The 19,030-nt window shown below is 73.1% G+C and carries 15 protein-coding genes and 1 pseudogene; 10 read left to right on the plus strand and 6 right to left on the minus strand.

Annotated elements, in window-relative coordinates; translation table 11 throughout:
- Window positions 1–113 precede the first annotated feature (113 nt).
- From ACN26Y_RS11600 to ACN26Y_RS11610, 3 genes and pseudogenes are all read right to left on the minus strand, one after another.
- Window positions 114–1,346: a THUMP-like domain-containing protein gene (locus ACN26Y_RS11600; protein WP_422734703.1), complete on the minus strand. Its 1,233-nt coding sequence runs from the start codon at window positions 1,344–1,346 to the stop codon at window positions 114–116.
- A gap of 237 nt (window positions 1,347–1,583) precedes the next feature.
- The gene (locus ACN26Y_RS11605) at window positions 1,584–1,775 is read right to left on the minus strand and encodes a DUF397 domain-containing protein (protein ID WP_155330299.1); all 192 of its coding nucleotides are present in this window, start codon (window positions 1,773–1,775) and stop codon (window positions 1,584–1,586) included.
- A pseudogene (locus tag ACN26Y_RS11610) lies at window positions 1,766–1,954 on the minus strand (Scr1 family TA system antitoxin-like transcriptional regulator); the annotation flags it as partial. The pseudogene ACN26Y_RS11610 and the gene ACN26Y_RS11605, both read right to left, overlap by 10 nt.
- A gap of 422 nt (window positions 1,955–2,376) precedes the next feature.
- On the opposite strand from ACN26Y_RS11610, the gene groES reads away from it, so the two are divergent.
- The 3 genes from groES to ACN26Y_RS11625 all read left to right on the plus strand — a co-directional run bounded on the left by groES (window position 2,377) and on the right by ACN26Y_RS11625 (window position 6,152).
- Window positions 2,377–2,691 (plus strand): co-chaperone GroES, encoded by a 315-nt coding sequence (gene groES, locus ACN26Y_RS11615; protein ID WP_089005269.1) that lies wholly within the window; start codon window positions 2,377–2,379, stop codon window positions 2,689–2,691.
- A gap of 70 nt (window positions 2,692–2,761) precedes the next feature.
- Entirely contained in the window at window positions 2,762–4,411 is a 1,650-nt protein-coding gene (groL, locus tag ACN26Y_RS11620) for a chaperonin GroEL (RefSeq protein WP_155330300.1), read from the plus strand.
- A 127-nt stretch (window positions 4,412–4,538) separates the two neighbouring features.
- A complete protein-coding gene (locus ACN26Y_RS11625; RefSeq protein WP_422734705.1) occupies window positions 4,539–6,152 on the plus strand; it encodes a molybdopterin-dependent oxidoreductase in 1,614 nt (537 codons plus the stop codon).
- Between the two features lie 366 nt (window positions 6,153–6,518).
- On the opposite strand, the gene ACN26Y_RS11630 is transcribed toward ACN26Y_RS11625, so the two are convergent.
- Complete coding sequence (locus ACN26Y_RS11630) at window positions 6,519–6,902, minus strand: WhiB family transcriptional regulator (RefSeq protein WP_155330302.1); 384 nt, start codon at window positions 6,900–6,902, stop codon at window positions 6,519–6,521.
- Between the two features lie 242 nt (window positions 6,903–7,144).
- On the opposite strand from ACN26Y_RS11630, the gene ACN26Y_RS11635 reads away from it, so the two are divergent.
- Window positions 7,145–7,969 (plus strand): helix-turn-helix transcriptional regulator, encoded by an 825-nt coding sequence (locus ACN26Y_RS11635; RefSeq protein ID WP_155330303.1) that lies wholly within the window; start codon window positions 7,145–7,147, stop codon window positions 7,967–7,969.
- Window positions 7,970–7,973: 4 nt separating this feature from the next.
- On the opposite strand, the gene ACN26Y_RS11640 is transcribed toward ACN26Y_RS11635, so the two are convergent.
- Window positions 7,974–8,381, minus strand: a complete 408-nt coding sequence (locus ACN26Y_RS11640; RefSeq protein WP_155330304.1) for a DUF5319 domain-containing protein — start codon at window positions 8,379–8,381, stop codon at window positions 7,974–7,976.
- A 185-nt stretch (window positions 8,382–8,566) separates the two neighbouring features.
- On the opposite strand from ACN26Y_RS11640, the gene guaB reads away from it, so the two are divergent.
- The 4 genes from guaB (at window position 8,567) to ACN26Y_RS11660 (ending at window position 14,309) form a co-directional block, all read left to right on the plus strand.
- The gene (gene guaB, locus ACN26Y_RS11645; RefSeq protein ID WP_422734706.1) at window positions 8,567–10,129 is read left to right on the plus strand and encodes an IMP dehydrogenase; all 1,563 of its coding nucleotides are present in this window, start codon (window positions 8,567–8,569) and stop codon (window positions 10,127–10,129) included.
- Window positions 10,130–10,158: 29 nt separating this feature from the next.
- Window positions 10,159–11,277, plus strand: a complete 1,119-nt coding sequence (locus ACN26Y_RS11650; protein ID WP_155330305.1) for a GuaB3 family IMP dehydrogenase-related protein — start codon at window positions 10,159–10,161, stop codon at window positions 11,275–11,277.
- 50 nt (window positions 11,278–11,327) lie between these two features.
- Entirely contained in the window at window positions 11,328–12,737 is a 1,410-nt protein-coding gene (locus ACN26Y_RS11655; RefSeq protein ID WP_422734707.1) for a M1 family metallopeptidase, read from the plus strand.
- Window positions 12,738–12,839: 102 nt separating this feature from the next.
- The gene (locus ACN26Y_RS11660) at window positions 12,840–14,309 is read left to right on the plus strand and encodes a M1 family metallopeptidase (RefSeq protein WP_155330307.1); all 1,470 of its coding nucleotides are present in this window, start codon (window positions 12,840–12,842) and stop codon (window positions 14,307–14,309) included.
- Between the two features lie 46 nt (window positions 14,310–14,355).
- Here the strand turns inward: ACN26Y_RS11660 and ACN26Y_RS11665 are convergent, their stop codons facing one another.
- The gene (locus ACN26Y_RS11665) at window positions 14,356–15,486 is read right to left on the minus strand and encodes an LCP family protein (RefSeq protein WP_155330308.1); all 1,131 of its coding nucleotides are present in this window, start codon (window positions 15,484–15,486) and stop codon (window positions 14,356–14,358) included.
- A 145-nt stretch (window positions 15,487–15,631) separates the two neighbouring features.
- Here ACN26Y_RS11665 and ACN26Y_RS11670 point away from each other — a divergent pair, with 145 nt between their 5' ends.
- Together ACN26Y_RS11670 and guaA are read left to right on the plus strand one after the other, a co-directional pair.
- Window positions 15,632–17,326, plus strand: a complete 1,695-nt coding sequence (locus ACN26Y_RS11670; RefSeq protein WP_422734708.1) for an FAD-dependent oxidoreductase — start codon at window positions 15,632–15,634, stop codon at window positions 17,324–17,326.
- 118 nt (window positions 17,327–17,444) lie between these two features.
- Window positions 17,445–18,998, plus strand: a complete 1,554-nt coding sequence (gene guaA, locus ACN26Y_RS11675; RefSeq protein WP_155330310.1) for a glutamine-hydrolyzing GMP synthase — start codon at window positions 17,445–17,447, stop codon at window positions 18,996–18,998.
- The last annotated feature ends 32 nt before the right edge of the window (window positions 18,999–19,030 follow it).

Below are 19,030 nucleotides of genomic sequence, written 5' to 3' on the forward strand. Positions count from 1 at the left end.
CCCGCCCCACCCGTTCCACCCGGTATCCCCGCCGGAAGCCCGCGTTGATCATGAGGTTAGCGGTGCGACACGCCGTTGCCGTCGCCGCTAACCTCATGATCAACGGGGTTGGATCAGCCGGGTGGGAGCGGGCGGGCGATCAGGACCGTCGGGGCGCCGGCCACCCGGGTCAGGATGAGGCTGGCTGGTTGGTTGCCGGTGAGTTTCAGGTCGCGGCGGAGCTTCTCTGGTTCGAGCGCCGAGCCGCGCTTCAGGATCTCGACCCGGCCGACCTGGCGTTCCCGCAGCAGCGCCCGCAGCCGCTTCAGCGAGAACGGCAGCACGTCGGTGATCTCCAGACCGCGGGCGAACGGTGTCGGCGCGGGGGTGTCGGCGTACAGGTAGGCGATCGCCGGATCGGCCAGCGTGGCGCCCAGTTCGCCGGCCAGTTCGGCGACGAGGTGCGCGCGGACCACCGCCGGGTCCGGGTCGTACACGTACCGTCGCACGGGACCGACCGGCGCCTCGACCGTGCCGGAACCGGTCAGCTCGTGGACGGTCGCGTGGTGAGAAGGGGACCCTTCTCTACCGGAGGCGTTAAAAGGGGGCCCTTCCTTCAACACGGTCGCGCGGCGGGGGACGGTCGCCAGGTCGCCGCACCAGAGGGCGGCCTCGACCAGGTCGCCGTCGACGCTCACCCACTCCGCCTCCGCGCCGGGCGGGATCAGCGCGTGGTCGAGGCCGGGCGCCACCTTCACCACCGTGCGCGGTACCCGCTCGGCCAGCCCGACCACGAAGTCCCACGGCGGCGAGTACGCGTTCGGGTCGAAGATCCGCCGGCCGGACCTCCGGCGGGCGGGGTCGCAGAAGACCCCGTCGACCCGGTTCACGTCGAACCCGGTGGCGTCGCCGCACTCCACGGTGAACCGTTCGGCCAGCCCGGTCGCCTCGGCGTTCGCGGCGGCCATCGCGGCGGTGAGCGGGTCGGCCTCCACTCCGTACACCCGGATGCCGGCACGGGCGGCGGCGAGCGCGTCGGCGCCGAGGCCGCAGCCGAGGTCCGCCAGGGTGGTCACGCCGGCGGCGCGGAGCCGGTCGGCGCGACGGCGTGCCACCACGCCCCGGGTGGCCTGCTCCAGTCCGGCGCGGGTGAAGAACATGCCGGTGGCCGCCGCACCGAACTTGCCGACCGCCCGGCGGCGCAGTTCGGCCTGCGTGAGCGCCGCCGCGGCGAGCGCGGCGGGCACCCCGGCCGAGCGGAGCGCCGCCGCCGCGGCCAGCGGGTCGCCGCCGGCCACCTTGGCCGCCGCCGCGAGCGCGGCCGACCCCTCGGGCGTACGCAGCTCCGCCAGCTGTTCCAGGTCCACCCGGCCATTCTTCCGGCCGGTCCCGAACCGGCCGGGCCGGGGGAGCCCGGGGCCGAACGGCCGGCCCTCGCATGATCGACTCGACTTCCGTGACATCGGGGTGTCCCGCTCACTCGGACACCGCGATATGCAGGAACCCGAGTGGATCATGCCAAGGACGGCGCAGAGGGGTGACTCGGCGTGGCCGGGCAGACCCGGAGGCGACACCGGGCCGGCGTGGGGGAGGCGCGTGCGGTGTCAGCGAGGTGTCGGGCAGGCGGCGACGAAGGCCCGCCAGCTCGCCGGGGTGAAGGCGAGCACCGGGCCGGCCGGGTCCTTGCTGTCCCGCACCGCGATCACGCCGGGCAGGTTGTCGGCGACCTCGACGCAGGCGCCGCCGTTGTTGTTGCTACGGGTGGACGTGCGCCAGGCGGCGCGGGTCAGGTCCATGACGTCGCCACTTCCTCGATCAGGCGGGCGGACTGCCGGCGCGGCAGCGCCTCACCGGCCACAGTCTCCCAACGCCGTCCCAAGGTGGCAAGGTCGTTCGGGCCGTCCACCGTCTGGCCCCGGAGCTGGTTGTCCAGATGTGCCAGCTCGGTGCCGTCGGCGAGCCGGGCCAGGATGAATCAGCCTGCCCAGCTCATCCTGGCTGAGGCCGCGCGCCTGGCGGGCCCGGCGCAACTGGTCGCGCAGGAAGCCCAGTGTCGGTACCTCGATCATTCGCCACCCTCCGTGTCCCGACCGTTGCCGGAACGTACGAGCGCGCTCGCCCGCCGGGGAAGCGAAAGCCGGCGTGTTGCGGTGAAGAGTGGCGAAGCTGTGGCGACGCGTCGGGTGTCCCGTTGGCACTCTCCTTGACGGAGTGCTAGCCGAGGAATAACCTGCGATTAGCACTCTCACCCTGAGGGTGCCAACCCCCCGGGCCGGGTGCCCGGGAGGTGAACGCCAGGCGGACCGGCACCCGCGACGACGGCCCCGCCCGGTGGCATGTGGCAGATTGCGCTGGTCGGCTTGCCGGCCGGTAACGAAACCAGTACCCCAGGAGGGTATGCCCGTGACTACCGCGACCAAGGTTGCGATCAAGCCGCTCGAGGACCGGATCGTGGTCCAGGCGAACGAGGCTGAGACCACCACGGCGTCGGGCATCGTGATCCCCGACACCGCCAAGGAGAAGCCGCAGGAGGGCACCGTCCTCGCTGTCGGCCCGGGCCGGATCGACGACAAGGGCAACCGCGTGCCGCTCGACGTCAAGGTCGGCGACACCGTTCTCTACTCGAAGTACGGCGGCACCGAGGTCAAGTACGCCGGCGAGGAGTACCTGGTGCTCTCCGCCCGCGACGTCCTCGCGGTCATCGAGAAGTAGGCAACCGAGCAGTGTCGTTGCCCCGGTCCGGCTCGCCGGGCCGGGGCAACGACGCTTCGAAGGGACATTCATGGCGAAGATCCTGAGCTTCTCGGACGACGCGCGGCACCTGCTGGAGCACGGTGTCAACGCCCTCGCGGACGCGGTCAAGGTGACCCTCGGCCCCCGCGGGCGCAACGTCGTCCTGGACAAGAAGTTTGGTGCGCCCACGATCACCAACGACGGCGTCACGATCGCCAAGGAGATCGAGCTCACCAACCCGTACGAGAACCTCGGCGCGCAGCTGGTCAAGGAGGTGGCGACCAAGACCAACGACGTCGCCGGCGACGGCACCACCACCGCGACCGTGCTGGCCCAGGCGATGGTCCGCGAGGGCCTGCGCAACGTCGCGGCCGGCGCCAACCCGACCGGCCTCAAGCGGGGCGTCGACGCGGCGGCCGCGAAGGTCTCCGAGGCGCTGCTCGGCAAGGCCGTCGAGGTGGCCGACAAGGAGGCGATCGCGCACGTCGCGACGATCTCCGCGCAGGACGCGACGATCGGTGAGCTGATCGCCGAGGCGATGGAGAAGGTCGGCCGCGACGGTGTCATCACCGTCGAGGAGGGCTCCACCCTCGCCACCGAGCTGGACGTGACCGAGGGTCTCCAGTTCGACAAGGGCTTCGTCTCGCCGAACTTCGTCACCGACGTGGAGGCGCAGGAGTCGGTCCTGGAGGACCCGTACATCCTGATCACCACGCAGAAGATCTCGGCGATCGAGGAGCTGCTGCCGCTGCTGGAGAAGGTCCTCCAGAACAACAAGCCGCTGCTCATCATCGCTGAGGACGTCGAGGGCCAGGCGCTGTCCACCCTGGTGGTCAACGCGATCCGCAAGACCCTCAAGGTCTGCGCGGTGAAGGCCCCCGGCTTCGGTGACCGCCGCAAGGCGATGCTCCAGGACATCGCGATCCTCACCGGCGCCGAGCTGGTCGCTCCCGAGCTGGGCTACAAGCTCGACCAGGTCGGCCTCGAGGTGCTCGGCACCGCCCGGCGCGTGGTGGTCGACAAGGAGAACACCACGATCGTCGACGGTGGTGGCCAGGCCTCCGAGGTCGCCGACCGGGTCGCCCAGATCCGCAAGGAGATCGAGGCCTCGGACTCCGAGTGGGACCGGGAGAAGCTCGCCGAGCGGCTGGCCAAGCTCTCCGGCGGCATCGCGGTGGTCAAGGTCGGCGCGGCCACCGAGGTCGAGATGAAGGAGCGCAAGCACCGCATCGAGGACGCCATCGCCGCGACCAAGGCCGCGGTGGAGGAGGGTACGGTGCCCGGCGGCGGTGCCGCCCTGGCCCAGATCCTGCCGGTGCTCGACGACGACCTCGGCTTCACCGGTGACGAGAAGGTGGGTGTCTCGATCGTCCGCAAGGCGCTGGTCGAGCCGCTGCGCTGGATCGCCCAGAACGCCGGCCACGACGGCTACGTGGTGGTGCAGAAGGTCGCCGGCAAGGAGTGGGGCCACGGGCTCAACGCCGCCACCGGCGAGTACGTCGACCTGACCAAGGCCGGCATCCTCGACCCGGTGAAGGTGACCCGCAACGCGGTCGCCAACGCCGCGTCCATCGCCGGTCTGCTGCTCACCACGGAGAGCCTCGTGGTGGAGAAGCCGAAGGAGCCGGAGCCGGCCGCGGGCGGCCACGGCCACTCGCACGGCCACGGCCACAGCCACCAGCACGGCCCGGGTTTCTGACCCACGTCGCAACCCCGTTCGGGGCGCACCGCCACGCCGGTGGTGCGCCCCGACGCGTTTCCGGGTGTGCTTACGGAACGCTGACGTCACTACCGGGCCGCCGCTCCGATCGGAAACACTGGGCGGCGTGACCACGACGACGAGGTACCACGCCGCCCTGGCCGGGGTGACCGCCGCCGCGGTGGCGCTCGGGTCGGCGGAGCTCGTGGCGGTGCTGACCGGCCCGCGCTCCGCGCCGCTGGTCGCCGTCGGGGGCCTGGTCGTCGACACCGTGCCCGAGCCGCTGAAGCAGGTCGGCATCGCGCTGTTCGGCACGTACGACAAGATCGCGCTGCTGATCGGGACGGCCCTGCTGCTGGCGGGCTTCGCCGCCCTGCTGGGCGTGCTGTCCCGGCGCCGGCTGGCGTACGGCCTCACCGGCGTCGCGGCGTTCACCGCCCTGGGGGTCGGGGCGGCCCTGACCCGGGCCGGCGCGGACGGCGCCGACGCCCTGCCGGCGCTGGTCGGGGGCGTCCTCGGCGCGGTGGTGCTGTGGGCGTTCATCGCCGGCCCGCTGGAGCTGGACCCCTGGCCCTGGTCTCCACCCGTGCCGCCGGCCGAGCCCCCGTCACCGGCCGCTGGCTCGGTGGTCGCGGCCGGGCGGGGGGTCGCGGCGGAGCCCGCGACGCCGGACCTGGAGTCGCGGCGGCGCTTTCTCGCCGCCACCGGGCTGCTGCTCGGGGCGGCCGGGGTGGCCGGACTCGGCGGCCGGTGGCTGGCGGGCCGCCAGGGCGTCTCGGCGGCCCGGAGCGCGGTGACGCTGCCGCCGCCCGTCTCGCCCGCGCCCGCCGTGCCGGCCGGCGCCGACCTGGCGGTGCCGCAGCTCGCGTCGTACGTCACCCCGAACACCGGCTTCTACCGGATCGACACCGCCCTGGTGGTGCCTCAGGTGGACCCGGCCACCTGGCGGCTGCGCATCCACGGCCGGGTACGCAACCCGATCACGCTCACCTTCGACGACCTGCTGGCCCGGCCGATGGTCGAGCGCTACGTGACCCTCGCCTGCGTCTCGAACGAGGTCGGCGGCGACCTGGTCGGCAACGCCCGCTGGCTGGGTGTGCCGCTGAAGGAACTGCTGGACGAGGCGGACCCGGAGGAGGGCGCCGACCAGGTGGTCGGGCGGTCGGTCGACGGCTGGACGTGCGGCACCCCCACGGCGGTGCTGCGGGACGGGCGGGACGCCCTGCTGGCGGTCGGCATGAACGGCGAGCCGCTGCCGGTCGAGCACGGCTTCCCGGCCCGCGTGGTGGTGCCCGGTCTCTACGGGTACGTGTCTGCGTGCAAGTGGGTCACCGAGCTGGAGCTGACCAGCTTCGCGGACTTCGACGCGTACTGGGTGCCGCGTGGCTGGTCGGCCCAGGGGCCGATCAAGACCCAGTCGCGGATCGACACGCCGCGCCCGCGTAACCGGCTGACCGCCGGCCCGGTGACCGTCGCCGGGGTGGCCTGGGCGCAGCATCGCGGCATCCGCCGGGTCGAGGTCCGGGTGGACGAGGGTCCGTGGCGGGAGGCGGACCTCGCCGCGACGGTCTCGGTGGACACCTGGGTGCAGTGGTCGTGGCGGTGGGACGCGACGCCGGGCGAGCACAAGCTGGAGGTGCGGGCCACGGACTCGACCGGCGAGACGCAGACCGGCCGGCGTTCGGCGTTGGCGCCCGACGGCGCGACCGGCTGGCACGCCGTCCGGGTGACCGTCCGCTGACCGACGGGAACGCCACCGACCGCCGACGCCGCCACCTGACCGCCGGCGCCCCTTCCGGTGCCGGTCCGTCACCCGACACCGGACACCCCGCGACGGCGAACGCGCCGGCCGGATCGCCCTGGCCCGCCCGGCGAAATCCTCCGGACGCACCTGCTCCAGGAACATGCCGCCGCACACCCTTTGCTCTGCTTCAACCCACGCACCGGAAACGGGCCGAAAACGGTGCGCCGGTTGAAGCAGAGCAAAGGCGGTGGTGGGGAACATGCGGGCGGGCCGGGCCGCCCATAGGACGAACCGAAGGCGAACCTCCCGACGACGACGCCGCGCCCCACTGGGGCGCGGCGTCGGAAGGTTCTCGGGCCGGGGTCAGGCGATCTTGCGCTGCGCGGGGACGGTCGACTTGTGCGGCCGGCCCAGGCGAGCCTCCAGCCGGGCGATGTCGACCCGCGTCTGCCGGCGATCGGCCAGGTCCTCCCAGCCCAGGGCGAGCAGGCGCAGCCGCTCGGACTCGCTGAAGCCGCCCCAGACGCCGTACGGCTCGCGGACGGCGAGGGCGTGCGCCGCGCACTCGGCCCGGACCGGGCAGGTGCGGCAGACCGCCTTGGCGCCCGACTCCCGGCGCAGGCGGGAGGAGCCCCGCTCGCCGTCCGGGTGGAAGAACTGGGCGCTGTCCCGACCTCGGCACGCGCCGAGACGCTGCCAGTCCCAGAGGTCGACGATGGGTCCGGGAAGTCTACGTACGTTCGACATCAGCACCCCTCCTTCCGCGCGGCACCGCGGAGTTCCCTGTGTTACCGGCGTCCGCGCTGGCGCGCCGTGTCCGGCTCGAGGTCCCGGTACCCGGGGTCCGCGCGGCTCACACTTCTGTGATCCAAAACCTCGGACAACTCGCGGCATATGCCCCAACTGTCGGAAAAGTTCGAAGGATTGCCCGGAACCACCTCCCGACGGGACCCCGCCATGGTCTGCTCGTGAACGGAGAGGAGACCACTGTGCGTACGGTTCTCGTGTGCGTTCGGACGCCCTTGGCGGCGCAGCACCTGACCTCCGCGGCGGCGCGGCTGGGACTGTCCGGGGCGGTGCGGACCGCCGTCTCCGATCCCGAGGTGATGCTGCGGCTCGCGGAGCGTCCCGCCGACGTGGTGCTCGCCGACACGGCGCTCACCCGGCCGGACAGCGCCGGGTTCGTCCGCCGGGTGCTGGCCCGGGCGCCGCAGGCCGCCGTCCTGCTGCTCGGCGCCGAGGAGTCCGAGGCGGCCGCCGCGACGATCAACGCCGGCGCCCGTGGCCTCATCCAGGGCACCGACCACGACCTCACCAGCGCGGTGGCGAAGGCGCTGCTGCTGCTCTCGGCCCCCGGGCGGGCCAACCGGCACCGGGTCACCGACCCCGTACGGGACGCCGCCTCCGTGGGCGGGCCGGCCCGCTCCACGCCGGCCGGCCGGACCCCCGCCGACCCGCCCACGGCCTGGTCGGCCAGCTCCACCGACCCGGCCGCCGGGCATCCGACGGTGGTGCCCGTGCAGCGCGGTGACGACCCCGCCGAACCGGCCGGCGAGCCGGAGGGTGCGGTGCCGGGCAACCAGCGCAACGCCTCCGCCGCCCGGAACGGGCGGGCGTCGATCGGGCTGACCGAGCGCGAGCTGCAGGTGCTGCTGGGGATGGCGGAAGGCAAGAGCAACGCCGAGATCGGGCGTGAGCTGTTCGTCTCCGAGGACACGGTCAAGACCCACGCCCGGCGGCTCTTCCGCAAGCTGGGCGCGCGGGACCGCGCCCACGCGGTGGCCGCCGGCTTCCGCGCCGGGCTGGTGGCCTGACCCCTCAGCGCCCGGAGCCCGGCTCCTCGTCCGAGCCCTCGCTCAGCGTGTCGTGCACGCCGTCGGCGTACCCGCGCGCGTAGTCCCAGCTGACGTAGTGGTCCGGATCCGGGTCGTACGCCGGCTCGTGCACCCGGGGACGCCCGGAGCTGAGCAGGTGGCGCAGATTACCCCGGAGCAGGTCCCAGTCGAAGTAGTGGGGCTCCCGGCAGTCCTCACACTCGATCACCAGCCCGCGCACCCCGATCGGCGCCAGCAGCGCCTGGTAGATCTCCAGGTCGGCCAGGTCCTCCAGGACGTCCTGCCGCTCGACGTCGGTCAGCGGGTCGAGCGACTCGTCGCCAGGATCGTGCAGGCCGGCGGTCGGATCGGCCGGGTCGCCGTTGAACGGGTCGATGGGCTCGTCGTGCACCCCCTCACCGTAGACCCAACCCCCCGCCGACGCCCGCCCCCGGGCCGTGCGTGACCTGCCCCGCCACCGGCGGGGACGGGGCGGGTCACTGGGTACGATGGGGCGACGCGCCGTCACCCGGCGTGCGCCGGTGCCCGCCCGCGCCACCTCGCTGAAGCCCGTCCGAGCAGCTCAGGGGAGCAATCGTGGAAATTTCGCCCAGCACCGCTCAGCCGACCGGCGCCGACAACGGCGAGCTGGGCGGCCACCTGCCGGAGCTGCCCGCCGGCTCGGCGCGAGTGGTGCCGCTCGGGCTCACCTTCGACGACGTGCTGCTCCAGCCGGGCGAGTCGGACATCGTGCCCAGCCGGGTGAACACCCGCACCAAGCTGACTCGGTCGATCGAGCTGTCCATCCCGCTGCTGTCCAGCGCGATGGACACGGTGACCGAGGCGCGGATGGCGATCGCCATGGCCCGCCAGGGCGGCATCGGCGTGCTGCACCGCAACCTTTCCGTGGAGGACCAGGCGCTCCAGGTCGACCTGGTGAAGCGCTCCGAGTCCGGCATGATCACCAACCCGGTGACCGCCAGCCCGGAGGACACGCTCCGCGACGTCGACGCGCTCTGCGGGCGGTACCGCATCTCCGGCGTGCCGGTGGTCGACGGCGACGGCCAGCTGGTCGGCATCGTCACCAACCGCGACATGCGCTTCGTGTCCGACCCGGCCACCCCGGTCCACGAGATCATGACCCGCACCCCGTTGATCACCGCCCCGGTCGGCGTCAGCAAGGACGAGGCGCTCGCCCTGCTGCGCCAGCACAAGGTCGAGAAGCTGCCGATCGTCGACGGCTCCGGCAAGCTGCGCGGGCTGATCACGGTCAAGGACTTCACCAAGAGCGAGCAGTACCCGGACGCCACCAAGGACGACGCCGGCCGCCTCCGCGTCGCCGCCGCCGTCGGCGTCGGTGAGGACGCGTACAAGCGGGCCCGCACCCTGGTCGACGCGGGCGTCGACGTGCTGATCGTGGACACCGCGCACGGCCACCAGCGGGCCGTGCTGGAGATGGTGGCCCGGGTCAAGAAGGACACCGGCATCGACGTCATCGGCGGCAACATCGCCACGTACGCCGGCGCGAAGGCACTGGTCGAGGCCGGCGCGGACGGCGTCAAGGTCGGGGTCGGCCCGGGCGCCATCTGCACGACCCGGGTGGTCGCGGGTGTCGGCGTACCGCAGATCACGGCGATCATGGAGGCGGCGCGGGGGGCGCGGCCGGCCGGCGTCCCGGTGATCGGTGACGGCGGCGTCCAGTACTCGGGCGACATCGCCAAGGCGCTCGTCGCCGGGGCCGACACGGTCATGCTGGGCAGCCTGCTGGCCGGCTGCGAGGAGAGCCCGGGCGAGCTGATCTTCGTCAACGGCAAGCAGTACAAGGTTTACCGGGGGATGGGCTCGCTGGGTGCCATGCAGTCCCGGGGCCAGGCCAAGTCGTACTCGAAGGACCGCTACTTCCAGCAGGACGTGACCAGCGACGAGAAGCTGGTCCCCGAGGGCGTCGAGGGCCAGGTGCCGTACCGGGGGCCGCTGGCCCGGGTCGCCCACCAGCTGGTCGGTGGGCTGCGGCTCGCCATGGGGTACGCCGGTGCGGAGAGCATCACCGAGCTGCACCAGCGTGGCCAGCTGATCCGGATCACCGCGGCCGGGCTCAAGGAGAGCCACCCGCACGACATCCAGATGACCGTCGAGGCGCCCAACTACCACACCCGCTGACCCACCACCCCCAACCACCTGGAGTCCCCATGCGTGACGTGGTCGAGATCGGGCTGGGCAAGACCGCGCAGCGCGGCTACCACCTGGACGACATCGCGATCGTGCCGAGCCGCCGCACCCGGGACGTCGACGACGTCTCCACGGCCTGGCAGCTCGACGCGTACCCGTTCGGCATCCCCTGCGTCGGCCACCCCTCCGACGCGACGATGAGCCCGGCCTCGGCGGTGAAGCTGAGCCAGCTCGGCGGCCTCGGCGTGCTCAACGTGGAGGGTCTGTGGACCCGCTACGAGAACCCGACGAAGGTGCTGGAGGAGCTGGCCGGCCTGGACGAGGACGCGCGCCACACCAAGCGGCTCCAGGAGGCGTACTCCGAGCCGATCCGTCCCGACCTGATCGCCGAGCGGGTCCGCGAGCTGCGTGCCGGCGGCGGCACGGTGGCCGTGCGGGTCTCGCCGCAGCACACCCTCGCGCTCGCCCCGGTCATCCTCGACGCCGGTGTCGACATCCTGGTCATCCAGGGCACCATCGTCTCCGCCGAGCACGTCTCGACGACCGAGGAGCCGCTCAACCTCAAGGAGTTCATCGCCGACCTCGACCTGCCGGTCATCGTCGGCGGCTGCACCGACTACAAGACCGCCCTGCACCTGATGCGTACGGGTGCGGCCGGCGTCATCGTCGGCATCGGCGGCGACGACTGGTCCACGACCGACTCCGTGCTCGGCATCCGGGTGCCGATGGCCACCGCGATCGCCGACGCGGCGGCCGCGCGGCGCGACTACCTGGACGAGACCGGCGGCCGGTACGTGCACCTGATCGCCGACGGCGACGTCATGACCTCGGGCGACATCGCCAAGGCCCTCGGCTGCGGGGCGGACGCGGTGATGCTCGGCGAGCCGCTGTCGCTGTGCGCGGAGGCACCGGCCGGTGGCGCGTGGTGGCACTCGGCCGCCAGCCACCCGTCGCTGCCGCGCGGCGCGTTCGAGGTGGCCGGCGAGCCGCTCGGCTCGATGGAGCAGCTGCTCTTCGGCCCGGCCGACGAGCCGGACGGCCAGCTCAACCTGTTCGGCGGGCTGCGCCGCGCGATGGCCAAGTGCGGCTACCGCGACCTCAAGGAGTTCCAGAAGGTCGGCCTGGTCCTGGACCGCTGACCCGCCCCGAGAAGCACCGCACGCACCGGTCGCGCCGATAGGCTCGACCGGTGCGTCGTACCTCAGCCCCGGTCCGCCCGGGCCTGGCCGTGGCCGTCGCGGCGGCGGTCGTGCTCGCCGGCTGCCTCCCGTCCAGGGACGACGACGGCTTCCACCCGGGCGCGGCCGACATCGGCGACCCGTACGTCCCGGGGGCCGGCAACGGCGGGTACGACGTGGACAACTACCGCCTCGCCGTCGACTACGACCCGCCCGGGGACCGGCTCTCCGGCCGGGCCGTGGTCACCGCCACCGCCACCGAGCCGCTGTCCCGCTTCAACCTGGACCTCGTCGGGCTGGACGTGACGGCGGTGACCGTCGACGACGCCCGGGCCGAACACCACCGCGACGGCGACGAACTGGTCGTCACCCCGGAGCGGGGGCTGGCCCGGGGCAGCCGGTTCACCGTCGAGGTGACGTACGCCGGCGTTCCCACCGCCCGCCCCGACGGGCAGCTGGGCAGTGGCGGCTTCCTGCACACCGAGGACGGGGCGATCGCCCTCGGCCAGCCGTACTCGGCCGCGACCTGGTTCCCGGTCAACGACCACCCTTCCGACAAGGCCACCTACGAGATCGAGGTGACCGTCCCGGACGGGCTGGAGGCGCTCAGCAACGGCGTGCCGGGCGGGCGGACCAGCGCGGGCGGCCGGACCACGTGGCGGTGGGCCGAGCGGACGCCGATGGCGAGTTACCTGAGCACGCTGGTGATCGGGGACTACCGGGTGACGACCGGCACCCACGCCGGGAAGCCGATCGTCACGGCGGTGCCGGAGCGGCTCGCCGCGACCGGCCCGGAGGCGAGTTCGCTGGCCCGCACCGCCGAGATCGCCGACTTCCTGGCCGGCCGGTTCGGGCCGTACCCGTTCGAGTCGTACGGCGGGATCGCGGTCACCGACCCGCGGGTGGGGTACGCGCTGGAGACGCAGTCCCGGCCGGTCTACGGGCCGGGCTTCTTCCGGAGCGGGCAACCCAACCTCGGTGTGGTCACGCACGAACTGGCGCACCAGTGGTTCGGCAACAGCGTCGCGGTGGCCCGCTGGCGGGACATCTGGCTCAACGAGGGCTTCGCCACGTACGCGGAGTGGCTGTGGGAGGAGCACGACGGCGGCCGGACCGCGCAGCGGAACTTCGAGCTCCGGTACGCGATGACCGACTGGTCGCGACCGACGCTCGACCCCGGCCGCGGGCAGCTGTTCGGCAGCGCCGTCTACACGCGCGGTGCGCTGGCCGTGCACGCGCTGCGTCGGACGGTCGGTGACGACGCCTTCTTCACGATCCTTCGCACGTGGACGGCCGAGCGGCGGGGCGGCAACGCCACCACGGACGATCTGGTGGCGCTCGCCGAGCGGGTCTCCGGGAAGGATCTGCGCCCGCTCTTCGACGCCTGGCTGACCGGGCGGACCGCGCCGACCCTGCCGTGATGGACGCGTGATCGTCGATCGGTAGGCTCCCGCCTGCGCCCGGCCGGAGCGGGGCGGGGTGGCCGGCGTCGACCGGCCACGGCGACGGGGAGAGGACTGCTGATGGTACGTGGACGACGAAACCTTCGGGTGGGCGTCGGTCTGCTGATGGCGGGTGTGTTGGGGGTGAGCGGCTGCCAGTCGTCCGAGCCGACGGCGGCACCCGAGCAGTCGGCCGCACCGACGGCGACGCCGACGCCGGCGCGGAACTTCACGCCCGGGGCGGCCGGTGCCGGCGACCCGTACTTCCCGAGCTACGGCAACGGCGGGTACGACGTCACGGCGTACACGGTGAAGGTGCGCTACGACCCGGCGAAGGACCAGTTGAGCGGCGTGACCACGGTGAAGGCCACGGCCACGGCGGACCTGTCGTCGTTCAACCTGGACCTGGCCGGGTTGACGGTCAGCGGTGTGACGATCGACGGTGCCGCCGCCGGGCACGAGCAGGAGAAGAACGAACTCGTCGTCACCCCGGCCGCCGGCCTGGTCTCCGGCAACGGCTTCACCGCCGAGATCACGTACGCGGGCGTGCCGAAGCCGCTGAAGAACGAGGTGCTCGGTGAGGGCGGGTGGCTGCACACCGGCGACGGGGCGATCGCGCTGGGCCAGCCGGAGTCGGCCAGCACCTGGTTCCCGGTCAACGACCACCCGTCGGACAAGGCGACCTACCAGTTCGAGATCACCGTCCCGGACGGCCTGACGGCGGTCAGCAACGGCGTGCCGGGCGGGAAGACCAGCACCGGCGGCTGGACCACCTGGAAGTGGGCCGAGAACACCCCGATGGCGAGCTACCTCAGCACGGTGGCCATCGGCAAGTTCCGGCTCACCCAGAGCGAGCACAAGGGACGGCCGGTGTTCCACGCGGTCACGACGAAGGTGTCCAAGGGCGCCGCCGACGCGTCGATCGCGAAGACGCTCAAGGTGGCGGACTACCTGGAGACCGTGTTCGGCCCGTACCCGGTGGACGCGTACGGCGGCGTGGTCGTGTCCGACGAGCGCATCCGGTACGCGCTGGAGACGCAGAGCCGACCGGTCTACTCCGCCGGCTTCTTCCGCCGTGGCGAGAACACCGGCGTGGTGGCGCACGAGCTGGCCCACCAGTGGTTCGGCAACAGCGTGGCGCTGGAGCGGTGGCAGGACATCTGGCTCAACGAGGGGCTGTCGTCGTACGCGGAGTGGCTGTGGGCCGAGCACAGCGGCGAGGGCACCGCGAAGCAGGCCTTCGACATCCGGATGGCCCGGGTGCCGGCGGAGGTGTGGCGGACCCCGCCGGGTAAGCCCGGCGTGAAGAACCTGTTCAGCGAATCGGTGTACGAGCGCGGCGCGATGACCGTGCACGCGCTCCGGGTGTCGGTCGGCGACAAGGCGTTCTTCCAGATCCTGAAGACCTGGGCGCAGGAGCAGCGGAACGGCACCGGCACCACGAAGGAGTTCGTCGAGCTCTCCGAGCGGATCTCCGGCAAGCAGCTGGACAAGCTCTTCGACGCGTGGCTGTACGACACCAGGAAGCCCGCCGTTCCCAAGCCGCTCTGAGCGGTGGTGTCCCCGTCCCCGCCGCCGGCCGGCGGCGGGGACGGGCTCACGATTCCTGCCGCAGCCCCGGATGCGCGGCCAGGTACGCGTCGGCGCGGCCGGCCCGGAGCTCCGGGAGGAACCCGCGCCCGACCTGGGTGAGCTGTTCACCGCGGTAGCCGCTGCCCCGGCCGACGGATGCGCCGGGGAGACCGACGAGGACGAGCCGGTCCGGATCCAGACCGCCCAGGGCGTACGCGACGTCGACGATCCGCGGCCCACCGGCGTAGATCAGGGTGTCTCCGAGTGCCGCCACCACCTGCTCGACCCGCGCCGGGTCCCGGGCCAGGTCCTCGTCGAGGATCTTCGTGACCAGTGCCTTGATCAGCTGCTGCTGGTGGCGCTGGCGCGCGTAGTCGCCACCGGACATGTAGCGCTGGCGCGCGTAGTCCAGCGCCTGCCAGCCGTTGAGGTGCCGTACGCCCGGCTCGTACACCATCTGCGGCCCGACGTACCCGCCGCCGCCCGGCTTCGGGGCGCGGTGGGTACCGTCCGGCCGGCGGTGCTGCGACACCACCCGCTGGTCGATCCGCAGGTCCACCCCACCGAGGGTGTCCACCAGCCGGTCGAAGCCGCCGAAGGTGAGCACGGCGCCGGCGTCGATCCGCAGGCCCGTGTAGCCGCTGACCGTGCTGCGCAGCAGGTCGTACCCCTGGGCGGGGTCCGGATTGCGCGGCCGGCCGGGCACCCGGCTGCCGTAGGCCATGGCGTGGGTCAGCTTGGTGCGCCCGCCGCGGTAGTCGGCTCGGGGAAAGGCCGGGATGTCGACCAGCAGGTCGCGGGGGAGTGAGAACAGGTACGCCCGGTCCAGCCCGCGCGGCACGTGCAGGACGAGGACGGCGTCCGAGTGCGGCTCCCAGGCGGGGTCGCTGACCCGGGTGTCCACCCCCACCAGCAGCAGGTTGAGCGGGCCCGTGATGGCGGCGGCGCCGGGCGGCGGGCCGGTCGGTGCGGGCGACGGCGTGGGCGTGGGGGTGGGGGTGGCTCCGGTGGCGCTCGCGTCGGGCGCCGGCCGCTGCGGGCCGCGGTCGGCCAGCGTACGGACCACGGCCGCCCCGCCGGCCGTGAGCAGGACGCCGGCGGCGAGCGCGACCAGGGCGAGGCGCCACCCACGGCGCGCGTCGGACCCGAGGACCATCCGGCCACCCCTTCCCCCGTGCCTGAAGAAACGCGCGGACGGGGGCACCGGGTTGCGCCGGCGCTCGACGATCCGTCGAACGGGTTTCCATGATCGCGGCAAACTGCCCCTGGCGCGACGGCTACCCGCCGGTAATGATGCGTTCATGCGGTACGACGTGGTCGTCATCGGGTCCGGGTTCGGCGGCAGCGTCAGCGCGCTGCGGCTCGCCGAGAAGGGCTACCGGGTGGGGGTCCTGGAGGCCGGGCGCCGCTTCGCCGACGAGGAGTTCCCGGAGACCTCGTGGCGGGTGCGGCGGTTCCTCTGGGCGCCGTGGCTCGGGTGCTACGGGCTCCAGCGGATCACCCTGCTGCGGGCGGCCGACCGGAAGGCCGGCGGCGGGGTGATGGTGCTCTCCGGCGCCGGGGTGGGCGGTGGCTCACTGGTCTACGCCAACACGTTGTACGAGCCGCTCGACGCCTTCTACGACGATCCGCAGTGGCGCGACGTCACCGACTGGCGGGACGAGCTGGCCCGCCACTACGACCAGGCGAAGCGGATGCTCGGCGTCACCACGTACCCGGTCACCACCGGCGCGGACCGGGCGATGCGGTCGGTGGCCGAGCGGATGGGGGTCGGGCACACCTTCCACGCCACCCCGGTCGGCGTGCACATCGGCCGGCCGGGGCAGCGGGTGCCCGACCCGTACTTCGGCGGCGCCGGCCCGGAGCGGACCGGCTGCACGCACTGCGGCGGCTGCATGACGGGTTGCCGGCACGGGGCCAAGAACACCCTGGTCAAGAACTACCTGTGGCTCGCCGAGCGGCTCGGTGTCGACGTGCACCCGCTGACGACGGTGACCGCCGTGCGCCCGGTCGAGGGCGGCGGGTACGCGGTGCACACCGTGCGTACCGGGGCCTGGCTGCGCAAGCGCCGCCAGGTGATCCACGCCGACCAGGTGGTCTTCGCGGCGGGGGCGCTCGGCACCCAGCGGCTGCTGCACGGGATGAAGGCGAGCGGGGCGCTGCCCCGGCTCTCGTCCCGCCTCGGCGAGCTGACCCGGACCAACTCGGAGGCGATCCTCGGCGCGTCGGTGCCCCGCCAGCGGGCCCGGGCGGACGGGACGGACTTCACCGAGGGCGTGGCGATCACCAGCTCGTTCCACCCGGACGCGCAGACCCACATCGAACCGGTCCGTTACGGGCGGGGCTCAAACGCGATGGGGCTGCTCCAGTCGCTCCTGGTCGACGGCGGCCCGCGCCGGGTGCGCCGCTGGCTGGGCTCCATCGTGCGGCAGCCGGGCGTCGCGGCCCGGATGCTGTCGGTCCGCGGCTGGTCGGAGCGGACGGTGATCGCGCTGGTCATGCAGTCGGCGGACAACTCCCTGACCACCCGGATGCGGCGCGGGCCGCTCGGCCGGCAGCTGGTCTCCGGCCCCGGCCACGGTGCCCCGAACCCGACCTGGATTCCCGCCGGCAACCAGGCGGTGCGGCTGCTCGCCGAGGTGATCGGCGGGGTGCCGGGCGGTGCGCTGACCGAGCCGTTCAACGTCCCGATGACCGCGCACATCCTCGGCGGCGCGGTGATCGGTGCCACCCCCGACGACGGGGTGATCGACCCCTGGCACCGGGTGTACGGGCACCCGGGCCTGCACGTGGTGGACGGCGCGGCGGTCTCGGCCAACCTCGGCGTCAACCCGAGCCTCACGATCACCGCCCAGGCCGAACGCGCCATGTCCTTCTGGCCCAACAAGGGCGAGCCGGATCCCCGCCCATCCCTCGGCGCCCGCTATGTCCGCGTCCCCCCGATCCCCCCGCGCACCCCGGCCGTCCCGCCCGACGCCCCCGGCGCGCTGCGGTAAGGAAGGGCCCCTTGTTAACGCCTCCGGTAGAGCAGGGGACCCTTGTTAACAGCCTCACCCCGACGCGCCCGCCGGGTGGCGGCCGGGCGGGCCGTGACGGTGGGTAGGCTTTCTGCACATGAGCACGCCTCGCCCAGTCCTGGTGGTGGACTTCGGAGCCCAGTACGCCCAGCTCATCGCGCGCCGGGTGCGCGAGGCGAAGGTCTACTCGGAGATCGTCCCGCACACGATGCCGGTCGCCGAGATGCTGGCGAAGAACCCGGCCGCGATCGTCCTGTCCGGCGGCCCGGCCAGCGTCTACGCGCCCGACGCGCCGCAGATCGACGCGGGCATGTTCGACGCCGGGGTGCCCGTGTTCGGCATCTGCTACGGCTTCCAGGCGATGGCCCGGGCGCTCGGCGGCACGGTCGCGAAGACGGGCAACCGGGAGTACGGCGGCACCCCGCTGCACACCCGTCCCGAGGCCGGCGTGCTGCTCCGGGACCTCCCCGACGACCTGCCGGTGTGGATGAGCCACGGCGACTGCGTCATCGAGGCGCCGGCCGGCTTCACGGTCACCGCCGAGTCGGCGGGTGCGCCGGTGGCCGCCTTCGAGGACCTGGCCGGCCGTCGCGCGGGCGTGCAGTTCCACCCGGAGGTGGGGCACACCGCGCACGGTCAGGAGATGCTGGCCCGCTTCCTGTACGACATCGCCGGCATCGAGCCCACCTGGACGCCGGAGAACATCATCGACGAGCAGGTGGCCCGGATCCGCGAGCAGGTCGGCGACAAGGAGGTCATCTGCGGGCTCTCCGGCGGCGTGGACTCCGCCGTCGCCGCGGCGCTGGTCCACAAGGCCGTCGGTGACCAGCTCACCTGCGTCTTCGTCGACCACGGCCTGCTGCGGGCCGGGGAGGCGGAGCAGGTGGAGAAGGACTACGTCGCCGCCACCGGCATCAAGCTGAAGGTGGTCGACGCGCAGGAGCGCTTCCTCGGCGCGCTCGCCGGGATCACCGACCCCGAGCAGAAGCGTAAGATCATCGGTCGGGAGTTCATCCGGGTCTTCGAGGCCGCCGCGCGGGAGATCGCCGCCCACGGCGACGTGGAGTTCCTGGTGCAGGGCACCCTCTACCCGGACGTGGTCGAGTCCGGCGGCGGCACCGGCACGGCCAACATCAAGAGCCACCACAACGTCGGCGGGCTCCCGGAGGACCTGAGGTTCGCGCTGGTCGAGCCGCTGCGCACGCTCTTCAAGGACGAGGTCCGCACCCTCGGGCTCCAGCTCGGCCTGCCCGAGGCGATGGTCTGGCGGCACCCGTTCCCGGGGCCGGGCCTGGCCATCCGGATCATCGGCGCGGTCGACGAGGAGCGGCTGGCCGTGCTCCGGAAGGCCGACCTGATCGCCCGCCAGGAGCTGTCCGCCGCGGATCTGGACCGGGGCGTGTGGCAGTTCCCGGTGGTCCTCCTGGCGGACGTGCGCAGCGTCGGCGTGCAGGGAGACGGGCGCAGCTACGGGCATCCGGTGGTGCTGCGCCCGGTCTCCAGCGAGGACGCGATGACCGCCGACTGGTCCCGGCTGCCGTACGAGGTGATCGCCCGGATCTCCACCCGGATCACCAACGAGGTCGCCGAGGTCAACCGGGTGGTCCTGGACGTGACCAGCAAGCCGCCGGGCACCATCGAGTGGGAGTGAGCCGGGCTCACGCCGCGGGCGGCACGGGCGGC

The sequence above is a fragment of the Micromonospora sp. WMMD558 genome (genome assembly GCF_049315255.1).
Classification (GTDB): Bacteria; Actinomycetota; Actinomycetes; order Mycobacteriales; family Micromonosporaceae; genus Micromonospora.